This is a genomic window from Pedobacter sp. PLR (genome assembly GCF_026239675.1).
Lineage (GTDB): Bacteria > Bacteroidota > Bacteroidia > Sphingobacteriales > Sphingobacteriaceae > Pedobacter.
On the sequence record NZ_JAPIVQ010000005.1, the window covers coordinates 78,479 to 97,100 of the forward strand.

Below are 18,622 nucleotides of genomic sequence, written 5' to 3' on the forward strand. Positions count from 1 at the left end.
ACATCAGAAGCCCTGTGGCTACAGCATTCTGCAAAAGGGGCAATCCAGGACACCTATTCAATTGAGAATTTCTCCGTTACACTAATCTATTATTTATCAGAAATCTAACAACTACAACAATGGCACATCATCTTAATTATAATGAGCAAACAGAAAAACACAGTTTCTTTACAGTAAAGGAAAAACCTTGGCATAAACTAGGTCAACTGATCCAGGATTATCCGACAAGCGCAGAAGCGATTATCCATGCGGGCTTAGATTATACGGTAGAGAAAAGACTTTTATTTACTTTAAATGGAGAAGATCTGACGAACTTCAAAAATCCAGACGCTGATGACTATTTCGATCAGCTGCAGCCGGATATTACGGTTCCGGATTATTTCGCAAATGTGCGTAATGATACTGAGCAGGTGCTTGGAGTGGTAGGTAAAGATTATACCATAGTTCAAAACATTGATGCTTTTGCTTTTTTTGATAGTATCGTAGGTGGAGGCGATGGGATATTATATGAGACTGCTGGTGCACTGGGAAAAGGTGAGCGTATATTTATAACGGCTAAACTTCCTGATTACATTCGTGTTGGCAAAGAAGATTGTATCGAGAAGTATTTGTTTTTAACTACCTCCCATGACGGTTATGGTAGCATTACTGCTGCTTTTACTCCGGTTAGAATTGTGTGTCAGAATACCTTAAACGCTGCATTGAATAATCACAGTAATTGTATTAAAATTAGGCACACTTCAAGTGCGAAAGACCGTTTAAAACAAGCGTATCAGCTCTTGGGTATCAGTAACCAATTTGCCATTGAGCTTCAGGAGGTTTTCAATCACTGGAATTCAGATCAATGATCATTTGGTAAAACGACTTGTGCAAATTGCAATGGCACCAAACAAAGAGACGCTGAGGTATTTAGAAGATCATCAGCAAGAACAGCTTTCTACGATGTACAATAACGTGGTAAGCAGTGTAATGGAATATGCGTTTTCTAGTCCTACTCAGCAGGACCAAAGTACCCGGGGAACATTATATGGTGCATATAATGCGGTAACGGGGTATTTCCAGAACGTTCGGGGTTATAAGGATGATGAAAGTAAGTTTAAATGCATCATGGATGGCCTTGGAGCCAAAAGGTCTCAGACTGCTTTTAACCTTTGTATGTACTTCGCTCAGTCGGGGGGCAGAAATGTTGAATTAATTATTAGGGGAAGCGTCTGGCTTCCCCTTTAATTGTTTGTTTTAGTGATTCTGGCCCTTATTCACGTTAAAAAGATGCAGTATCTGTGGGAATAAGGCATTCATGTATTCCTCAACTCCGTTTTTTGATCCAGGGAAGGTAAGTACAAGAGTTCCCCCAATAAAACCGGCTATGCCTCTTGATAACATAGCGTAAGGCATACGTTGTTGTCCATACCATCTTGCAGTTTCCATAATGCCTTCAATTTTGCGTTCAATTAATGGCGAGAGCGCATCAGGGGTAACGTCTCGTGGAGATAGACCTGTTCCACCAGTAAAAATAAGCAGTTGATTTTCGGCTTGGCAGAGCTCTAGTGCCTTTACACTGATTGCGCTGATTTCATCTGGGAGTACTTCATATTTGAGTGTCTCTATTCCAAATTGTTCCAACAAACTAATGATATGTTTCCCGGAAGTATCCTGGTTTTTTCCGGAAAAGATAGAATCAGAACAAACCATTACAGCCGCTTTTATCTCGCTAAATTGAGATTTTTTAAAGTCAGATTTGCCACCTGATTTTTTTAATAGCCTGATATTTTGAATCTCCACACCTTTGTCAATGGGTTTCAGCATATCATACATCGTGAGCGCAGTTATTGAAGCGCCATGCATGGCTTCCACTTCTACACCGGTTTTGTAAATGGTATGCACTTCCACCGTTATATGGATTTCCAGCCCTTCAATTTCGTAAGTTATCGCGGTATATTCTATCGGTAGTGGATGACAATCGGGGATGAGGTCACTTGTTTTTTTTACGCCTAAAAGTCCGGCAGCACGGGCAAATTCAAAAACATCTCCCTTGGGTATTTTTCTTTGTTCAATGGCCTCAATTGTTTCAACTTTTGAAACTTTAACAGTGGCCATTGCAATGGCAATTCTTAATGTATTTGATTTGTTTGTAATGTTTACCATGTTAGTTGTTTTCTTTCCATTGATGTGAATCGTCCTCAAATATCTCTTTGCCCCAAATAGGTAGCTCTGTTTTTAACCGCTCTACGATCTCTGTGCAGGCATCAATAGCCGGCGTACGATGTGCAGCAGAGCAGAATACAAAAAGGCAGATGTCACCGGTATTAACGACCCCAAGGCTATGGTAGACATGTAAACAAATGATTGGGTATTTGTCAAAAATCTCCTCCCTGATTAGATTCATTTTTTCCAAAGCAAGAGTTTCATAAGCTGTGAATTCTATCGCATATACAAATTTACCACCCTGATCATCTCTTCTCACTTGTCCCATAAATATACTGTGACCGCCAATGGTTGTTTTGGAACTGTGTTTTGCAATACTTTCTCCTATAAAACCTGACTCAATTTTGCCGTTTACAAATATGTTTTTTATTTTTATATCACTCATTTTGTACTTATATAAAGTAATTTCTCCATTTTACAATACCACCCTTTAGCGTGTAAATGTTTTTCCTGCTGCCATATTTTTCTTGTGTGGCTTGAGCAGCAAGAATACTGCGTATGCCGTGTTGGCAAATGAATACAATGTTTTTCTCTTCAATTTCGCTATCCAAAAATATTGGAAATTCAGTCATGGGTGCTTTCTTGTAGACCTCATCGTTTAGAATTGGAAGCTCATGTTGCTCCCTGACATCTATAATAATTGTCGATTGCTTTTGAAGGATAATTAGTTGTTCAGCATCAATTTCATTGTAACCTGGTTTCAAGTTACAAAAACTGGGATCTACCATTTTTAGGAAATCATTTTCATTATCAGCCATTACATAATTATCTCCGGGACTAATTGTCATTTTATATTGATCATGGCTGAGCAGGTTATAATGGAGCAGCTGATTAATTAATGGCTGTCCGATTCCGGTAATCAGCTTGATGGTTTCTGCAGCTGCCATAATGCCAATAATTCCTGGGAGCACGCCCAAAACACCGTTCTCTGTGCAACCTGGAATTTCTCCCGGCTGAGGAGGAATCGGGAATAGATCTCTGTAATTACAGCGCTGACCTTTTTTGTCCGCTACATTAAATATGGCCAATTGTCCTTCAAATCCAGAAATGGCAGCAAATATCAGAGCTTTCCCAAGTAATACACAGGCATCATTAATGAGGTATCTGGACTCAAAGTTGTCGGTTCCATCCAGTACGAAATCATAGCCTTTTAATAAAGTAAGTATATTTTCTCTTTGAAGTCTTAAAGGATGGGAAATGATTTCAATCTCCGGATTCATCTTTTCAAGTCTTTTCCTGGCAATCCGGACTTTTAGCTTGTCTATATCATCGGTGTTAAATAGAACCTGACGGTGAAGATTAGAAAGGGCGATGGTATCATCATCTGCAATCCCAATAGATCCAACCCCAGCTGCGGCAAGATATTGCAGGGCAGGACAACCAATTCCTCCTGCGCCAATCACCAGAACTCGGGCTTTTGATAATAAAACTTGGGCAGTTTCCCCAAAACCATTGAGAATAACCTGCCTATGGTACCTTTCTGTTGCCATTGATGATTACCCTCCAGAAAAAGGGGGCATAATTGCGACCACTTCATTCCCTGAAATCAGGGTGTTGTTTTGAACAAGCTTTTCATTTAAAGCAAGCTTATATTTCATTGTACTAATCTGTGGGAAAGCCTTCTCCAGGTGTACTTTTAATGTATCTGTATCACTGATACCAGTGATGTCTATTTTCTGGCGCGGTATAAATTCGGATATTTTTCCGAAACTGATGATCTCAATTTCCATATTACTAATTTACCTTTAAAATGCTGATTTTGTTCAGCCCTTTTACAAATCTTCTGCCTGTTGCCTGGTCTGTGGTCACAATCATGGCAATGTTGCCATTTTCTTTTTTTGCCGGATTAGTATCAAAACTAGTTAGAATAAGGATGCCGTCCTTTTTCGAATTGAAAACCTCATTCCAGGAAAGGACAACTTTATAATCATCGGTAGCAGTACAAACCAGGTAATACTCGCTCAGCACTTTTGGATGCTCAGCGGTAATCTCAACTTCAGCTAAAACATCTTTCAATAACACCCCTTTAATGTTTTTAAGGCTGCTTTTTCTTTGCATCAGGTGGTTGTAAATGATCAGGCTGTCTAAACTGAATGTTTTATAGTGACTGAGTGTCTCCATGTTGATCGTACGGGTATTTTTAACCTCTCCATCAACGATAAACTGCTTGCTTTCCTGCGCAGCGGTAGATGAACAGAAAAACAATAAAATGGGTATCAGATATTTCATATTAAGCATGGGTGAATATTAATTTATAAGCGGCTAACGCAAGGACACCAGCAAGTACATTTTTTAATACATTCTGTGGGAATTTTAAAGCACCGAAATAGGCTCCGCAAATTCCTCCTGCAAAAGCAACTCCTACATAAGCAAGCATAGCACTGTTAAACTCAAAACCTTTAATAAGCTGACCACCCAGACCCGCAACCGAGTTTACAAATATAAAAGCAGCACTTATGGCTGCGGTCTGCTTCTGGTCAGTCCATTTTAAAAGCAGTAGAATGGGAGAGAGGATAATGCCTCCACCAATACCTATCATGCCAGAGAGCAGTCCAATTACACCTCCAATAGCCAGAGAAAGCGGGATATTGGCAGCCTTGAAATCCTTAGGATCGGTATTGCTGAAGAATAAAAAACGGATGACCGGTATGAGCAGCAGAATGCCAAGGATTTTTTTATATACTGCACTTTCAATCACCATCATTCCTCCAATAAAAGACAATGGGATGGAGGCGAAAGCAAATGGCCAGAATGTTTTCCACTTGAAATAACCACCTCTATAAAATTGAATAAAGGAGGTAGAGGATACAAATAAATTTAACAGTAATGCCGTTGGTTTCATTATTGTAGGTGAGACTGCAAAAATGGCCATTAGTGCTAAATAGCCGCTGGCTCCTCCATGTCCCACTGAAGCATATAAAAAGGCTACTATGAAAAGTAAGCCGTAAAAAAGGATAAAGTTTTCTTCCATAAAATTATTGAGGTAGCATCATGATCGTTACAGTTTCACCAGTAAGGAAATCTTCTTTCTCTTCCTCCAGGCAGATCAGACAATTTGCCAAAGCAAAGGAGCTTAGACGGAAAGATTCTTGTGCATTTAGCGGACTTACTCGCCCGTTTTCATAGCTTCCTTTTAGGAAATGGCTTAGGCCAGTAGGTTTTTTATAATCCTTTGCCAGTTTGGCCTGGATATACCTTACGCTGTCTGCTTGCTGCGATAATTGTTTAATTCCAGGAAGGACATAATTGTAATAGCAACTCAATACTGAGGAAGGATTTCCGGGTAGACCAAAGATCAATTTAGTTCCTTTTTTTCCGAAAAATAAAGGCTTACCAGGCTTCTGTTTTACCTTGTGGAATATCTGTTCTATGCTGCAATTTTTTGAGGCTTCCAAGACAAAATCGTAATCTCCAACACTGACCCCACCGGTAAGCAATACCACATCACTAAGGGTAAGTGCTTCATCCAAAATCTGAGTCAGTTGGCCCAAGTCATCATCAGCTTGAAAAATATTAAGCTCAGCAAGACCTTCAATTTTTAATGCCGCAGAAAGGGAATAGGAATTGGATTCATAGACCTGACCGAAACCAAGTTCAAGTCCTGGTTGCTGCAGTTCTTTACCGGTCACGATGATGGAGATTTTTGGCAAGGGGAAAACTTCTAGATTAAGGATTCCGATTCCAGCAAGAAATCCAATTGCTGCAGGACTCAATAAAGTTCCTTTTTTCATTGCCAAATCACCAAATTTGATTTCAGCACCTTGATCCCTGACATTCGCCCCCGGTTGTAGTTTTTCATCCTGAAGGACAATACGGCCACCTTTTAGGCTTACTTTTTCTTGCATTACTACGGTATCCGCCCCAATAGGTAAGGGGGCTCCGGTAAATATCCGGCTGGCTTCGCCCTTGATTAAGGTGATAGATTGGTCTGTTCCTGCGGCCATTTCCCCAGCCAGAATCAGTTCCTTTGCCCGGTCTTCGAATTTAATGGCATAACCGTCCATTGACGATTGCCGGAAGGCAGGTATATCGCAGCCGGCATAAATGTCTTTTGCAAGAATTAAACCGGATGCTTTTTCTAAACGAACCATTGTTGAATTCAGAGGGGTAATGTGGCTTGAAATGAGCGTTTTTGCTTCAGTGACTGTGATCATGTTAAAGATTTATCCTCCTATGGTAATCATGCTTCTGTTATGAATTGCAGCAGCATCTAGATTTTCAAAATGAGTATTTAATTGGCCTCCCAATTCCTTTTTCTTAGCCCATATAGAAGCCTGTATCAGTGGGAGTACCTCTTGATTATTTCTAAGGGCGGTCAGTAAATCAGTTTCCCCATCACTAAAAAGACAGTTCTTAAGTTTGCCATCTGCCGTCAAACGCATTCTGTTACAAGTGCTGCAGAATGGAGCAGTCATAGTGCTGATTATCGAAAAAGAGCCTTGGTGTCCGGGGATCATAAAATGTTTAGCGGTGTCATGAGCATCGCCTTTAACCGGTATATAGGCGAAATCTTTAGCGATGCTAGCCAGGATCTCCTGAAGTGAAAACATTTTATTACTGGTCCATTTGTTTCCGCTAAAAGGCATGAATTCTATGAACCTGATCTGTAGGGGATGATGTTTAGTCCATAGGATAAAGTCTTCAATCTCCTCCTCGTTAAGTCCTTTCATCACTACCATATTGATTTTTACAATAAGCTTATGCTGTAGCAGGAGTTCTATATTACTTCGGACCTGATGAAACAGATCTCTGCGTGTGATGAGTAGGAATTTTTCTGGTTGTAGTGTGTCCAGGCTAATGTTTATCGTTTTGATACCCGCTTGTAAAAGCGTTGGCAGTATTTCTGCGATCCTTGTTCCATTGGTGGTGATCACCAATTCTACTGGAAGCTGGCCTAATGCCAGAATAATCTCGGCGGCATCTTTGCGCACGAGTGGTTCCCCGCCGGTTAATCGGATTTTTTTGACGCCATGGGCCACAAATATTTTTGCCAGCTGAAGAATTTCTTCAGGTTGCATCAACCTCGATGCGGGAGTAAAGTCATACTCCTCCTCCGGCATGCAGTAAAAACAGCGGAAGTTGCAGTTATCGGTCAACGATATCCGCAGATAATCATGTACTCGTCCAAAAGAATCTGCTATCATCTTTGTAGGTTTAAATTGTTGTAATCTGATGTCGTGTCAATATCGATATCACCAAGGGTAAATACCAGACTTGAACTATCTTCAGGATATTCATTTAAAAGTTGTTTCGCTCCTTGATTTCCTTGGAGTGATAAAAGCTGAGGAAAGTATTTTTTGCTAAAAAGCACAGGTGTCCCCAATGTTTCTGCATAACTGCTTGCGATGATTCCTTTGTCGCTCAGTTGTTGTGTTTTTATCAGGTTTTCAAAAATTTCAGCACTGATAAAGGGCTGATCCGATACCGCAATGATCACCTGTTGAATGTCTTGATTGATGGCTAAAACTGCAGACATTCCAACTGCAATGCTGGAAGACATCCCTCTTTCCCATTGGTCATTGATGACATACTTTAGTTCGGGAAAATGATGTTTTGCAGAAATCTCTGTTGCATAGGCACCAAGTACCACAATAATAGGTTTGCAGGAAGAGGCAATAGCGGCTCTGCTGACAATTTCCAGTAGGGTTTTACCCTGATAATTTAGCAATTGTTTGGGTTTTCCCAGTCTACTGGAATTACCTGCCGCCAATATGATGATCCCGGTTTTCATAGGTTGCTTATTTGTTGCTGCTGGTGAATTGGGCCTTTTTTTTCTTTCAACGCGTTTGATGAAGCTCCTGAAAAAACAGCTTTGATCTCCGCAAGGATGGAGATGGCGATTTCTTCCGAGGTTTCTGCACCAATGTCAAGTCCAACAGGTCCATGCACCCGCAGCTCGTTTTCTTTTGTGTTCCTGTTTAGCTCATCGAGCATACGGATCAATTTCTTTTTAGGACCTAAGCTGCCAATATATGGACTGTTTGTGTCTAAAAGTAGGTTCAGCAGTGCAAGATCATAATTGTAATTATGGGTCATCAGCACAAATGCTGTTTGTTCATCAATCCTGATTTTTGATAAAACCTGTTCAGGTTTAGCGATGATCACGCGTGCTGCATTTGGAAAACGTAAGCTTGAAGCATGGGTAGCTCTGCCATCAACAATACTGACTTCCCAGCCAAGCAAATAGGCCATTTCTGTTAAAGGTTGTGCATCATTTCCAGCTCCGGCAATGACCAGGGAAATAGCCGGCCTTATGAACTGGAAAAAACCAGTTATCGCATTTTGTTCTAACTGATAAATTTCAAAGGAAGAAGTTTTGTACTTCAAAACGGCTGCAGCGGTTTTCATTACCTCTTGCTGAATTGACCCAGGAGTTCTAGATTGAGAATTTTCCTTCCGGTAAATCATACTGCTGCCAGGCTGGCTTTTGTCAGTCAAAGAAAATAGGGTGACTAGCACCGCATCTTCCCGTTCAGCAACCAAAGCTTCTAAAAGTGCGATGGGGTTCAGCGGATCCACATCTATTATTGGTTCAAAAAGGATATGTACAATACCATTACATCCTAGTTGAACCCCAATTGTGGCATCTTCCTCATCGGTCGTATCATAAGTAATCAGCTTATTTTCCTTTTGAACGATCGCCGAGAGTGCCTTTCTTAAGGCATCTCCTTCCAGACATCCACCACTGATTGCCCCAGTGAGCTGACCATCCTCAGTAATTAGCATCCTGGCCCCTGGCCGGCGATAGGAAGATCCTTCCACCTGAACCACAGTAGCGAGTGCCGTTTTTTGCTGTGCTTTTACGGCCTTTTTATAAGCTTTAAGTATGTCCGTGATTTCTTTCATAAGAATAACCCTTTAAACTGCACTTAAATCAAATGGAAGTTTGCGAATCCGCTTTCCGGTTAAATCATATATTGCATTGGTAAGGGCAGGAGCGAAGGCAGGTAATCCAGGTTCCCCAACACCACCTGCATCAGCTTCATTTTCCATAATGTAAACCTCAATTGGTGGAATGTCTGTAATTCTTGGCATTTTATAATTGTAGAAATTACTTTGTTCTACAAGTCCGTCTTTAAAGGTGATTTCATGAATGGTAGCTGCGCCTAAGGCCATCACAATACTGCCTTCCACCTGAGCCTTAATGATATCCGGATTCACATACCAGCCACAATCCATTACTGCCCAAACCTGATCAATTTTAATCTTGCCATCGGCAGCTCTTGATACTTTTACAATCTGACCTACGGTGCTTGCAAAACACTCTGTAATGGCTACTCCAAACCCTTCATTTTTCTTTCTATGTTTCCAGCCTGAAACTTCCTCCATTTTGTCAATGAGCAACTGGGAACGTTCCTCCTGTAAATATTGTCTGCGAAGTGCTAATGGATCTTTCCCTGCTGCTATAGCCATCTCATCTAGAAAACTTTCATAAGCGAAGCCATTGGTGGAAGCATATACTGATCTCCACCACATCGTTGGAATTGGGGTTTCGAATTGTACCTCTGCAAAGCTGATATCTTTAATGCTATCGTAGTAAGGTTTTAAAAAACCCTCAGAAGTACTCCTGTTTGCCTGATCAGTTTTACCGCTTCTCCAGTGGTCATTGTTTTGACCGGCCATACGAAATTTTAGTGCAGTGACGATTCCATCGTTAATCGCTCCCTGACATCTGTAGGAAATTCCTGGGCGGTAGGGCCCCTGTGTGGCATCGTCTTCTCTGGTCCATACCACCTGAACAGGAGCGTTCATTTCTTTGGAGATCATCGTAGCCTCATGAGGATAATCCATGAATGCTTTTCTACCAAAACCACCACCAAGGAAGGTCATATTCACAATTACTTTTTCTTTAGGAAGATTGAGCTGTTCACTAATGTAATCCTGTACCCATTCCGGAGCCTGGATAGGTCCCCAGATCTCTACTTTATCACCCTGGTAATGAGCGACACAGTTAACAGGTTCCATGCAGCTATGGGATTGATAAGGCGTCTGATAAACAACATCTACGGTTTTTTCCGCTTGTTTGAGGATGGCATCAGGATCTCCTTGCTTTTTTGCAAACAGCCCTTCCTGAGTTTGAAGACTATCCTGCTGACGTTGGTATATTTCGGCAGTATTGATGTGTTCAAAGCCGGAATCGTCCCATTCGACTTTTAATGCTTTTTTTCCTTGCATTGCTGCCCAGGTAGAATTGGCTACTACTGCTACTCCTTCCCGGAAAGTTTTAAAAACACCCATGCGTACCTTAAATACCTTAATCACTCCAGGTACCTTTAAGGTGGCAGCATCGTCATAACTTTTCACAATACCCCGTAATCTAGGGTTACGCTCCACTGTGGCATACAACATCCCCGGCAACTTCTTATCCAGGCCAAATACCGCTGTACCATTTGTTTTAAGCGGGGTGTCTTGTCTGAGCAGGGGTTTTCTAATCAGTTTATATTCAGACGTTTTTTTAAGGATAACTTCTTTTGGTGGGCTCAATTTAGCTGCCTGTTCAACAAGTTCTCCGTAGTGAAATTTCTTACCAGAAACCTTATGGAATACATGCCCGGATGCTGCATAGCATTCTGCAGGATTGACATTCCATTTTTGTGCAGCAATAGTAATCAGCATCACCCTTGCTGTAGCACTTAATTTTAATAAGTTCTTATATGAACTGCGTATAGTTGAACTTCCACCAGTTACCTGATTGCCGTATTTTTCCCGGTTTCCCTGTGCAAAAACGATGTTTACATCGTTTAGATCGACTTCTAGTTCTTCGGCTATAATTTGTGGAACCGATTGAAAAGAACCCTGACCCATTTCGGCACGGTGGTTGAAAATCGTTACTTTACCACTGGTGTCAATATGAATCCAGGCATTGAGCTCAACCTCTGAACTTGTTATACCAGTTGTATTGATAATCTCTGCATCCTTAGCGCTGGATGGAAAATAGAAACCTAGACACAATGCTGTGCCTGCCAGACCTGAAACTCTGAGGAAATCTCTTCTGGATACCTGTTTAGTGCTCATTTTGTTGGTTTTTAAGGTTTTGATTTAGGCGCATAAGCACCGTTGTTTAGCCAGGTTTCCCATGCTTTTTTGAATTCTGCATGACTCATCGGAGGTAAGGTTCTACCTTCTCCAGGCTGCCAGCCCCAGCGGACTAAACCATCTTCTGAATGTGCTAACAATTGCTTCATTGACTTGTTGCCATTTTGTTTCGGGTCTATCAACTGTTTAGCCAGTTCAGCTGCGGTTTTGCCCTGGAAAACCATTTTCATATCTGCTGGAGGTAAATGCCATTCCGGGTTCCCCGGAGGGCTGTGTTTACCTGGAGTATTGGATGGCTGATGGCAGCTGCCGCATTTCATGGCAAATAAACCTTTACCATCTTTTCCTCTTTTAGGAAACATTTCATGCAAATGGCTATCATCTCCCTGTAAAGGGATGTCCCCAGATGGGTGACAGTTCATACAGCGTGGACTCATTAGTACGCGATAAACCTTTTCAAATGCTTTAACAGAAGCAATGCTATCTTTTTTTATGGGCACAACTACTGGTGAGGAAAGAATTTCTTTACGATTTCCTGTATGCCAGGCGAAAGCCATCAGCCCTACCATGGTAAGGATGATGGACATGATCATGATTGATTTTTTCATTTCGCCTCCCTTTCCTTCTTTTGTAATTCCGCTGCTAAATGTATCGCCTTACGAATGCGGGGATAGGTGCCACAACGGCAAATATTTCCTGCCATGGCATTATCTATATCCTGATCTGTAGGATTTGGGTTTTCTCGTAGTAATACGGCTGCAGACATGAGTTGTCCGGAATGACAATAACCGCATTGGGGTACACTTATTTCATTCCATGCCAGTTGAAGCGGATGGTCATTATTTTTTGAGAGACCTTCAATAGTGACTATTTTTTGTCCTGCTGCACGACTGACTTTGGTGACACATGAACGCACTGCTTCACCATTTAAATGTACTACACATGCGCCGCATTGAGCAACGCCACATCCGTATTTTGTACCAGTGAGCCCGATAAGATCTCGCAATGCCCATAATAAGGGCATTTCCGGGTCTGCATCTATCGAGTAAGGTTTCTGATTGATAGTTAGGTTAATCATAATCAATTAATTTATTTGATAGGTTTTGGTTCTCTATTGATAAGCTTGGATTTTATGATTTTTTCGGTTTTTAAGAAAATAGAAGTTACGATTTTAGCTTCAACTCCTAAAGTTAATCTCGGTATTCTTTTTCTGTAACGGCTTGTAACCATATAGTTGGGCCATTTTTTCTACTCGTTATCGCAAGCTGGACAAATGCAGTATCTGCACTTGCTCCATGCCAATGCGCCAGGTTTTGTGGACATTTAATCACATCCCCTTTACGCAGTATGACTTTTGATTTTCCTTTTTCCTGGTAATACCCTACACCATCTGTAACCAGCAAAATTTGTCCGGCAGGGTGAATATGCCAGTTACTTCTCGCTCCGGGAGCAAAAGTGACATTTCCAACCGCGGATTCATTTAAGCTATCGGTTTCCACCAGGGATTTGACCCATACCTCTCCTTTGAAATTCTGATTCGTGTTTTTATCTCCTTTTGGGAAAATAATAGCTGCCTTTTCTGTTTTTGAACTGCTTTCTACGGGACCACAATTACAGGAGTAAAGTAGCGCCAATAAGCATGCGAGATTGATATTTATGAGATACTTCATTTTACTTTTTGTTTTTAAGTACACTGTTTAATACAATGCTGGCGGATTTAAACTCCTTTTTACCAATGTTTGATTTTATAACATCAAGAAATTCCAGCAATTGGCTAGGTGTTAAACCTAGATTTATACAAATATTCAAATGAGAACTTAGCATGGGTTCAACTCCGCCAATGCTGCTTAGTACCGCGATGGTTACCATTTCCCTTTCTCTATAACTGAGTACATCGCGTTCAAAAATATCGGCAAACAAATGCTCTTTAAGGAATATTTCGATTTCAGGGGCAAAAGCAGCATAACCAGTTTTTGGTCCTTGTTCTGCTACGCCTGTCAATTCTTTCAATATGGCCTTACCGCGTTCGTACTTGCTTCGCTCGTCATTGATTGGTGATGCTTCAGCGCCCATTACATCATTGATTCCTTTGGCTTTGCGGTCATCCAGTACAGTCATAAAGGTTTGAAGTCCACGGATACTTCGTGGAAAGCCAGCATAGGCATAGACATGGACAAGACTTTCTTTGATTTGGTTGGTGGTCAGTCCTGCATCGAGCCCACTGTTCAATGCAGTCTTAAGCTTAGTCAGATCACCTTTTCCCGTTAAAGCTGCAATTCCAATAATACTTTTCTCTTTGGGACTTAATACCACATTTTGATTTGGGTTTTCTTGTGCATTCAGCATCATCGAAATAAAACTGAATGTGCTGAATAATGCGATAAATATTTTATTCTTTTTCATGATTGATTTCTTTACTTTTTGTCTTTTGCTAGCTTCTCAATCACATCAAGACGAGCTTTTTTAGGATCAGGAATGCCAAGTGCAGAACCATCCAGGCGGAACTCCAGCAGTTCATTCTTTTTGGTATGGAAGACTGGCCATTTAGGCAATCCCTTTCCATTGGGATCACCGGTCTTAGCAAAGTTTGCCCAGTAGGTATTCATCATTACGGCAACTTCCTGATCTTTGGCTGGGATGGTGGCTCCATTTCGAGCGCTAAGATTGTTGAATACATAAGGGATTTCAGAGGCATGTGATGCGCCATATCGCATCCGCTGTTGCATCAGGGCAGGTACATAAGAGAAGAGATAAATATAAGCCTGATCGCCCTTGACGGTAAATGCATTAGCGGTGAACCTTGCGGGTTCGGCCCAGACTTTGTCAGTATTGACCATCGAGAGTATTTCGGCGAAATCAGTGTTGCCATTTGGATCATAAGCAGCTATAGCTTCAGCTCGCATATTTCCGAATAAAGAAAATAATTCCTCCTTGGTACTGGCATTAACGAATCCAGCAGGGACTTCTGCGCTATTAGATCCGATAATAAGTGGAACACGGTTTTGTCTACCAGCATGATATGCGCTCTGCGCAGTCTCTACAACCAGTTTGCCATCGAGAATAGGACCGGAGTAGATTGGCAAACCTCCCTGACCGTCAGTTTCCTGTCCATTGTCAACGATTTGCTCAACAGTCAGCGTTCGAAGTTTTGCGAGTGCGGCTGCATCTTTGCCGTCGATCCCGTGTTTTCGGGCAAAGTTTTTTCCAATTGTTTCAGCTGAAATGGGGTAGTAGGGATCTGCATTTTCTTCGCGAATCGGTCTTCCGGTGAGTACTCCATCACGGCCACCTCCAGACTCGATAATTGCCTTCTGAAAAAGGCCTTTTGCAGCGGGAATAGTCAATAGGGAATGTATCGAGACACCACCGGCAGATTCTCCGAAAATAGTAACATTGTTTGGATCTCCACCGAATGCTGCAATGTTTTGTCTCACCCACTTAAGGGCAGCGATCTGGTCCATATAGGCATAACTGCCTTTCGGCTCATTTGGGTGCTCCTCTGTTAAGGCGGGGAATGCAAAATGACCAAGGCGGCCCAAGCGATAGTTGAAGGTCATTAAGATCACACCCTGCTGAGCAAACTGCTCTCCTGAAGTTTCAGGCCTTGAGCCGCTACCGCCAACAAAACCACCACCATAGATCCAAACCATGACTGGGAGTTTTGCTCCTGTCTTAGTATTGGCAGGGCGCCATAAGTTAAGGAACAGGCAATCTTCTGATGTATTTTCTGCAATCTTGCCGGCAGTACGTGGCCAACCAGCCTGTGCACAATCTGCACAAAACTTGTTCGCATCACGTATTCCTTGCCATTTAGGAACAGGCTGGGGCGGTCTCCAACGATACTCGCCCACTGGTGCTGCCGCATATGGAATTCCTTTGAAGGTCTCCACTTTTCCATCAGTTCCACCCTGTAAGCTTCCCGATGCAATACGTACCGTTGGTCTATCGGTAGTGTTGGCATTTACTGCCCTTTGCTGAGCTTGCAAGCCACAACTTATCATGATGGCTAAACCTGTTAATATTTTTTTCATGTTTGATTGGTTTTATAGGTTGTTATTTGCCACCAGCACCGATCAGCTTGGTAAAGGATAAGGAGCCTAGTTTCCATGATCCATCTTGTTTGATGTAAACTTCTGTTACCATAAATGGATTGGTCACTTCATTTCCGCCAACAACGGCCAGCAAATCAATTCTATTCAGCAAAATGGCCGTATTGTCGATTACTTTCACAGAAACATCATGGATATCCGCCTTTTTGTACCAAATGTTTCCACTTTTTATGACGTTGATTTCTTGTTGTTTTCCCCAGGATCCGCCCATGTGTACAAAGACAGATTTTTCGTGAAAAAACTTGTCAAGAACTTCTATATTCTTGTCGGACATCCAGGTCCATTTATCTTTGGAAAGTTTAATAATTTCCTCGTCTACCTTAGAATTTTGTGCGAAGGATGATTGTGTACCCATAATAATTAATATTCCGATAATTAAAGATTTCATATTGATTGGTTTAAATTTTATAACACCATGAATTTTGTTTTCAATAACTACTCCCATCTGGCCGTATCCTTTTTTTCAGCTACCTTAACGAAGATTTTTACCAAAGAAATCAACCAGTTTTGACACCGCCTGATTTACATATTCAGGTTTCCAGTACGTTTGGATATGCGTGGCACCATCAATAACAAAGAGTTCTTTAGTCTTTGCATTGCTTGCTTTTTCAAAAGCCTCATCTGTCATGTATTTTGAGTCGGCTTTGCTTCCGGCCATCATCAATAGGGGCTGATTGATCAGATCCATGTTAGTGGCGGCATCAAAAGTCATTAAATCAAGCAGGCTACTTAAGGTGTATTTAAAGGTAGAATTGGGATGTGCATGGGTTCTGTAATAATACATAAACCCCTCACGATAAAGATCAGTAGGGATTTTGGCAATTTCTTCATCTGTTGGCATGGCCACACCTGTATAAATCACTTCTCCACCTGAGGATTCCTGAGCTCGGGCATCAGTAGCTTGCTTTAATCGTTCCTGGATCGTTGTCAATTGCGAATTCTGAAAACCATTACGTCTGACCTCACCAGAATTAAACATACTCAAAGTTGCTACCGCTTTGAAGCGTTTATCTCCCTGTGCAGCTTTTAAAGTATAACCACCGCCACCGCAAATACCTAAAATTCCCAGGCGGTTTTTATCAACTCCTGCGTATCGGGTGATAAAATCTGCCATACCATGAATATCTTCAATTCGGTTTGCCGGTTTATCGACATGACGGGGTTGCCCGCCACTAGCACCTTGATATGCAGCATCCGCTGTAATCGTGATATAACCCGACTCGGCCAAACGTTGAGCATATAACCCGGTAGTCTGCTCTTTCACGCCACCATTAGGATGAGCCAGTACGACTGCCGGATATTTCTTTGATTTGTCGTAACCATTAGGGGTATAGATGTTTGCTGAGATATCAATTCCATTCAGCTTATAGCTGACCGGATGAATATTTACTTTCCCGGGTATATTGGCTGCAATGGCATCTCCATACACCAAGCCAAATGAGTTTTTGGGTTTGGTTTGAGCGGAAGCAATGATGATTGCGGTCATTAATACTGCTGTTAGTGTCGTTTTTATCAGTTTCATTTTAAATATTGTTTAATTAAACAGACCTATCTTATTCAACCAGTTTTGAAGTTCAATCTGAACCTGCTTTTCTTTTTCGCCTTTCATCACGAATAAAATACCATCTCTTTCTTTGCCACCTGTGGTTGAAAAACCTGTTAGTAATTTGCTTTTTGGACACAATTGCTGGATTGTTTCAAAGCTGCTGCCAATACCATAGCCAGCGTTGGTATTAAAGGGAATGACCGTTTTACCGCTTAAATCGTACTGGTTCAGAAAGCTTTTCATCGGTGGGGGCAGTTGCATTCCCCAGGTTGGAAATCCGAGGAAGACGATATCGTATTTATCGATATTGTCAATCTTTGTTTTCAAAGGAGGTAAAAAGGCTGTGATGTTTTCATTGGCAACCTGATCCACAATGGTTTGATAATGTTCGGGATAGGGCTTGACCAGCTCCAAGGCAACCAGGTCTCCACCAACTTTCTGATGGATGAGTTCTGCAAGGGCTTTGGTGTTTTTTGTTCTCGACAAATAAACGATCAATACTTTTTTATCGTTCAATAATTCAGTTTTTTGGGGCATTGACACCTGTGCGCGTGAGCAGGAGGATAGTAACAATAAAGTTGTGCTGAGCCATAACCAATTTATTTTTAAGGTCTTCATTTCAGTTTTTCTTGTTGTAGTCGATTAATCCAGACCCTTTTTTCGTAACCAGCTGGACAATACATCGGCTACTTGGATATTGTTCAGGTCAGCAAAGGGAAAGTGCGTGTTTCCATTTATTCCGATCTCCGGCAGATGTACCACAGTTGCATCGCCTCCATGTTTATTAATGCAGGCTGCCCATAGTCTCGCCATTTCAAGACCTGAACGCCAATGGTCCTTATTCCATATATTGGTTGGCGCTTTCGAGATATTATCACCATAGTAGATTACGATCGGCATCTTCGTCAGTTTAAGGAAATCCGACAAGGGTATCTCAGTCCCCTTCAACTCACCAAATAGCCCGGCAGATTTAATCGGCTCTGGGAGCTCTCCGTTAGGAAATAAGAAACCGCTATAGGGTTCGTAAGCGACTACTGCTTTAACCTTTTCATTCTTTATAGCTGTCAACCAGCCAGGACCGCCACCTTGTGAATGCGTTAGGAGAATGCCATCGCCGATTTTATCAAATAATTGCGACACTGCATCTGCAACTACATTGGCATCAAAAGCACCGGTATTTGGAGTCATCTGCCTATAAAATTGTTCTAGTGAAGCAGGATCTTTTGGAAACTGGACATTGGGAAAATAATCTGGATAATTCCCGATCCTGAATTGGCTGAACCAGAATTGTTCATCAGCAATGGGAGTTATGGTTGCCGCAACAGTGCTCTTTCCAGCATCTCCTCGTCTGGGTTGATCAAGTAGATAAACCCCAAAACCACGTCTGAGGAAAATATTCTGAAATCCTTCTCTTCCGTCAGGGGTACTTTCCCATGTCTTTTTGGATTGTCCAGCTCCATGGAGAAAAACCAGTGGATATTTACGGGCTTTTACTGGAATTTGGTAAAAGGCATAAGCATGGTCACCATGAAAGGTCTGTCCCTGAGGTTTCAATGCATTTTCCAAAGTGAATTTTCCCGGATCGGTATTCATTGTTCCCCCAACAGCAAAGCTACCTTGTTGAGCAATGGTTAAGGGGGGCTTTTTGGTTTGGGCATTGCCCCATATGGTCGTTGCCAACAATAATGTAAAAGCCCCTAAAAACCTGACTAATTCTTTATTCATT

General features: G+C 41.7%; 20 protein-coding genes and 1 pseudogene. 1 reads left to right on the top strand and 20 read right to left on the bottom strand.

All coding sequences use genetic code 11. The annotated features are described in order from the left end of the window. Nucleotides 1–119 precede the first annotated feature (119 nt). Nucleotides 120–1,227, top strand: a pseudogene (locus OQX61_RS13430) (DUF932 domain-containing protein). 9 nt (nt 1,228–1,236) lie between these two features. Here OQX61_RS13430 and moaCB read toward each other — a convergent pair. The 20 genes from moaCB to OQX61_RS13530 all read right to left on the bottom strand — a co-directional run bounded on the left by moaCB (nt 1,237) and on the right by OQX61_RS13530 (nt 18,621). Continuing rightward, nucleotides 1,237–2,145: a bifunctional molybdenum cofactor biosynthesis protein MoaC/MoaB gene (moaCB, locus tag OQX61_RS13435; protein WP_265842231.1), complete on the bottom strand. Its 909-nt coding sequence runs from the start codon at nt 2,143–2,145 to the stop codon at nt 1,237–1,239. A 1-nt stretch (nt 2,146) separates the two neighbouring features. Then, nucleotides 2,147–2,590, bottom strand: a complete 444-nt coding sequence (locus OQX61_RS13440) for a molybdenum cofactor biosynthesis protein MoaE (protein WP_265842232.1) — start codon at nt 2,588–2,590, stop codon at nt 2,147–2,149. 7 nt (nt 2,591–2,597) lie between these two features. Further along, the gene (locus OQX61_RS13445; RefSeq protein WP_265842233.1) at nt 2,598–3,695 is read right to left on the bottom strand and encodes a HesA/MoeB/ThiF family protein; all 1,098 of its coding nucleotides are present in this window, start codon (nt 3,693–3,695) and stop codon (nt 2,598–2,600) included. Nucleotides 3,696–3,701: 6 nt separating this feature from the next. Further along, complete coding sequence (locus OQX61_RS13450; RefSeq protein ID WP_265842234.1) at nt 3,702–3,935, bottom strand: MoaD/ThiS family protein; 234 nt, start codon at nt 3,933–3,935, stop codon at nt 3,702–3,704. A 4-nt stretch (nt 3,936–3,939) separates the two neighbouring features. Beyond that, entirely contained in the window at nt 3,940–4,434 is a 495-nt protein-coding gene (locus OQX61_RS13455) for a molybdopterin-binding protein (protein WP_265842235.1), read from the bottom strand. Between the two features lies 1 nt (nt 4,435). Next, nucleotides 4,436–5,176: a sulfite exporter TauE/SafE family protein gene (locus OQX61_RS13460; RefSeq protein ID WP_265842236.1), complete on the bottom strand. Its 741-nt coding sequence runs from the start codon at nt 5,174–5,176 to the stop codon at nt 4,436–4,438. A 4-nt stretch (nt 5,177–5,180) separates the two neighbouring features. Then, a complete protein-coding gene (glp, locus tag OQX61_RS13465) occupies nt 5,181–6,359 on the bottom strand; it encodes a gephyrin-like molybdotransferase Glp (protein WP_265842237.1) in 1,179 nt (392 codons plus the stop codon). A gap of 9 nt (nt 6,360–6,368) precedes the next feature. Further along, complete coding sequence (gene moaA, locus OQX61_RS13470) at nt 6,369–7,349, bottom strand: GTP 3',8-cyclase MoaA (RefSeq protein ID WP_265842238.1); 981 nt, start codon at nt 7,347–7,349, stop codon at nt 6,369–6,371. Beyond that, a complete protein-coding gene (locus tag OQX61_RS13475; RefSeq protein WP_265842239.1) occupies nt 7,346–7,936 on the bottom strand; it encodes a nucleotidyltransferase family protein in 591 nt (196 codons plus the stop codon). Before OQX61_RS13475 ends, moaA begins: the two co-directional genes overlap by 4 nt. Further along, nucleotides 7,933–9,051, bottom strand: coding sequence for an XdhC/CoxI family protein (locus OQX61_RS13480; RefSeq protein WP_265842240.1), 1,119 nt, complete (start codon nt 9,049–9,051; stop codon nt 7,933–7,935). The genes OQX61_RS13475 and OQX61_RS13480 overlap by 4 nt, the downstream gene beginning before the upstream one ends. 12 nt (nt 9,052–9,063) lie before the next feature. After that, complete coding sequence (locus OQX61_RS13485) at nt 9,064–11,220, bottom strand: molybdopterin cofactor-binding domain-containing protein (protein ID WP_265842241.1); 2,157 nt, start codon at nt 11,218–11,220, stop codon at nt 9,064–9,066. A gap of 11 nt (nt 11,221–11,231) precedes the next feature. Beyond that, nucleotides 11,232–11,849: a hypothetical protein gene (locus OQX61_RS13490; protein WP_265842242.1), complete on the bottom strand. Its 618-nt coding sequence runs from the start codon at nt 11,847–11,849 to the stop codon at nt 11,232–11,234. Beyond that, complete coding sequence (locus OQX61_RS13495; protein WP_265842244.1) at nt 11,846–12,319, bottom strand: (2Fe-2S)-binding protein; 474 nt, start codon at nt 12,317–12,319, stop codon at nt 11,846–11,848. Before OQX61_RS13495 ends, OQX61_RS13490 begins: the two co-directional genes overlap by 4 nt. A gap of 112 nt (nt 12,320–12,431) precedes the next feature. Continuing rightward, complete coding sequence (locus OQX61_RS13500) at nt 12,432–12,911, bottom strand: cupin domain-containing protein (protein WP_265842245.1); 480 nt, start codon at nt 12,909–12,911, stop codon at nt 12,432–12,434. Between the two features lies 1 nt (nt 12,912). Next, nucleotides 12,913–13,644: a carboxymuconolactone decarboxylase family protein gene (locus OQX61_RS13505; protein WP_265842246.1), complete on the bottom strand. Its 732-nt coding sequence runs from the start codon at nt 13,642–13,644 to the stop codon at nt 12,913–12,915. 11 nt (nt 13,645–13,655) lie between these two features. Continuing rightward, on the bottom strand, nt 13,656–15,272 hold the full coding sequence (locus OQX61_RS13510; protein WP_265842247.1) for a carboxylesterase family protein: 1,617 nt from the start codon (nt 15,270–15,272) through the stop codon (nt 13,656–13,658). Nucleotides 15,273–15,294: 22 nt separating this feature from the next. After that, entirely contained in the window at nt 15,295–15,738 is a 444-nt protein-coding gene (locus OQX61_RS13515; protein ID WP_265842248.1) for a nuclear transport factor 2 family protein, read from the bottom strand. A gap of 84 nt (nt 15,739–15,822) precedes the next feature. Then, nucleotides 15,823–16,872, bottom strand: a complete 1,050-nt coding sequence (locus tag OQX61_RS13520) for an alpha/beta hydrolase (RefSeq protein WP_265842249.1) — start codon at nt 16,870–16,872, stop codon at nt 15,823–15,825. Nucleotides 16,873–16,884: 12 nt separating this feature from the next. Then, complete coding sequence (locus tag OQX61_RS13525) at nt 16,885–17,514, bottom strand: flavodoxin (RefSeq protein ID WP_265842250.1); 630 nt, start codon at nt 17,512–17,514, stop codon at nt 16,885–16,887. A gap of 24 nt (nt 17,515–17,538) precedes the next feature. Beyond that, nucleotides 17,539–18,621 carry an alpha/beta fold hydrolase gene (locus OQX61_RS13530; protein ID WP_265842251.1) on the bottom strand — a complete coding sequence of 361 codons (1,083 nt, stop codon included), beginning with the start codon at nt 18,619–18,621 and terminating at the stop codon, nt 17,539–17,541. Nucleotide 18,622: the final 1 nt, after the last annotated feature.

Bases quoted from the DNA above. Each gene is read 5' to 3' on its own strand.
- moaCB (WP_265842231.1), bottom strand. From the start codon at position 2,145: ATGGTAAACATTACAAACAAATCAAATACATTAAGAATTGCCATTGCA.
- OQX61_RS13440 (WP_265842232.1), bottom strand. From the start codon at position 2,590: ATGAGTGATATAAAAATAAAAAACATATTTGTAAACGGCAAAATTGAG.
- OQX61_RS13445 (WP_265842233.1), bottom strand. From the start codon at position 3,695: ATGGCAACAGAAAGGTACCATAGGCAGGTTATTCTCAATGGTTTTGGG.
- OQX61_RS13450 (WP_265842234.1), bottom strand. From the start codon at position 3,935: ATGGAAATTGAGATCATCAGTTTCGGAAAAATATCCGAATTTATACCG.
- OQX61_RS13455 (WP_265842235.1), bottom strand. From the start codon at position 4,434: ATGAAATATCTGATACCCATTTTATTGTTTTTCTGTTCATCTACCGCT.
- OQX61_RS13460 (WP_265842236.1), bottom strand. From the start codon at position 5,176: ATGGAAGAAAACTTTATCCTTTTTTACGGCTTACTTTTCATAGTAGCC.
- glp (WP_265842237.1), bottom strand. From the start codon at position 6,359: ATGATCACAGTCACTGAAGCAAAAACGCTCATTTCAAGCCACATTACC.
- moaA (WP_265842238.1), bottom strand. From the start codon at position 7,349: ATGATAGCAGATTCTTTTGGACGAGTACATGATTATCTGCGGATATCG.
- OQX61_RS13475 (WP_265842239.1), bottom strand. From the start codon at position 7,936: ATGAAAACCGGGATCATCATATTGGCGGCAGGTAATTCCAGTAGACTG.
- OQX61_RS13480 (WP_265842240.1), bottom strand. From the start codon at position 9,051: ATGAAAGAAATCACGGACATACTTAAAGCTTATAAAAAGGCCGTAAAA.
- OQX61_RS13485 (WP_265842241.1), bottom strand. From the start codon at position 11,220: ATGAGCACTAAACAGGTATCCAGAAGAGATTTCCTCAGAGTTTCAGGT.
- OQX61_RS13490 (WP_265842242.1), bottom strand. From the start codon at position 11,849: ATGAAAAAATCAATCATGATCATGTCCATCATCCTTACCATGGTAGGG.
- OQX61_RS13495 (WP_265842244.1), bottom strand. From the start codon at position 12,319: ATGATTAACCTAACTATCAATCAGAAACCTTACTCGATAGATGCAGAC.
- OQX61_RS13500 (WP_265842245.1), bottom strand. From the start codon at position 12,911: ATGAAGTATCTCATAAATATCAATCTCGCATGCTTATTGGCGCTACTT.
- OQX61_RS13505 (WP_265842246.1), bottom strand. From the start codon at position 13,644: ATGAAAAAGAATAAAATATTTATCGCATTATTCAGCACATTCAGTTTT.
- OQX61_RS13510 (WP_265842247.1), bottom strand. From the start codon at position 15,272: ATGAAAAAAATATTAACAGGTTTAGCCATCATGATAAGTTGTGGCTTG.
- OQX61_RS13515 (WP_265842248.1), bottom strand. From the start codon at position 15,738: ATGAAATCTTTAATTATCGGAATATTAATTATTATGGGTACACAATCA.
- OQX61_RS13520 (WP_265842249.1), bottom strand. From the start codon at position 16,872: ATGAAACTGATAAAAACGACACTAACAGCAGTATTAATGACCGCAATC.
- OQX61_RS13525 (WP_265842250.1), bottom strand. From the start codon at position 17,514: ATGAAGACCTTAAAAATAAATTGGTTATGGCTCAGCACAACTTTATTG.
- OQX61_RS13530 (WP_265842251.1), bottom strand. From the start codon at position 18,621: ATGAATAAAGAATTAGTCAGGTTTTTAGGGGCTTTTACATTATTGTTG.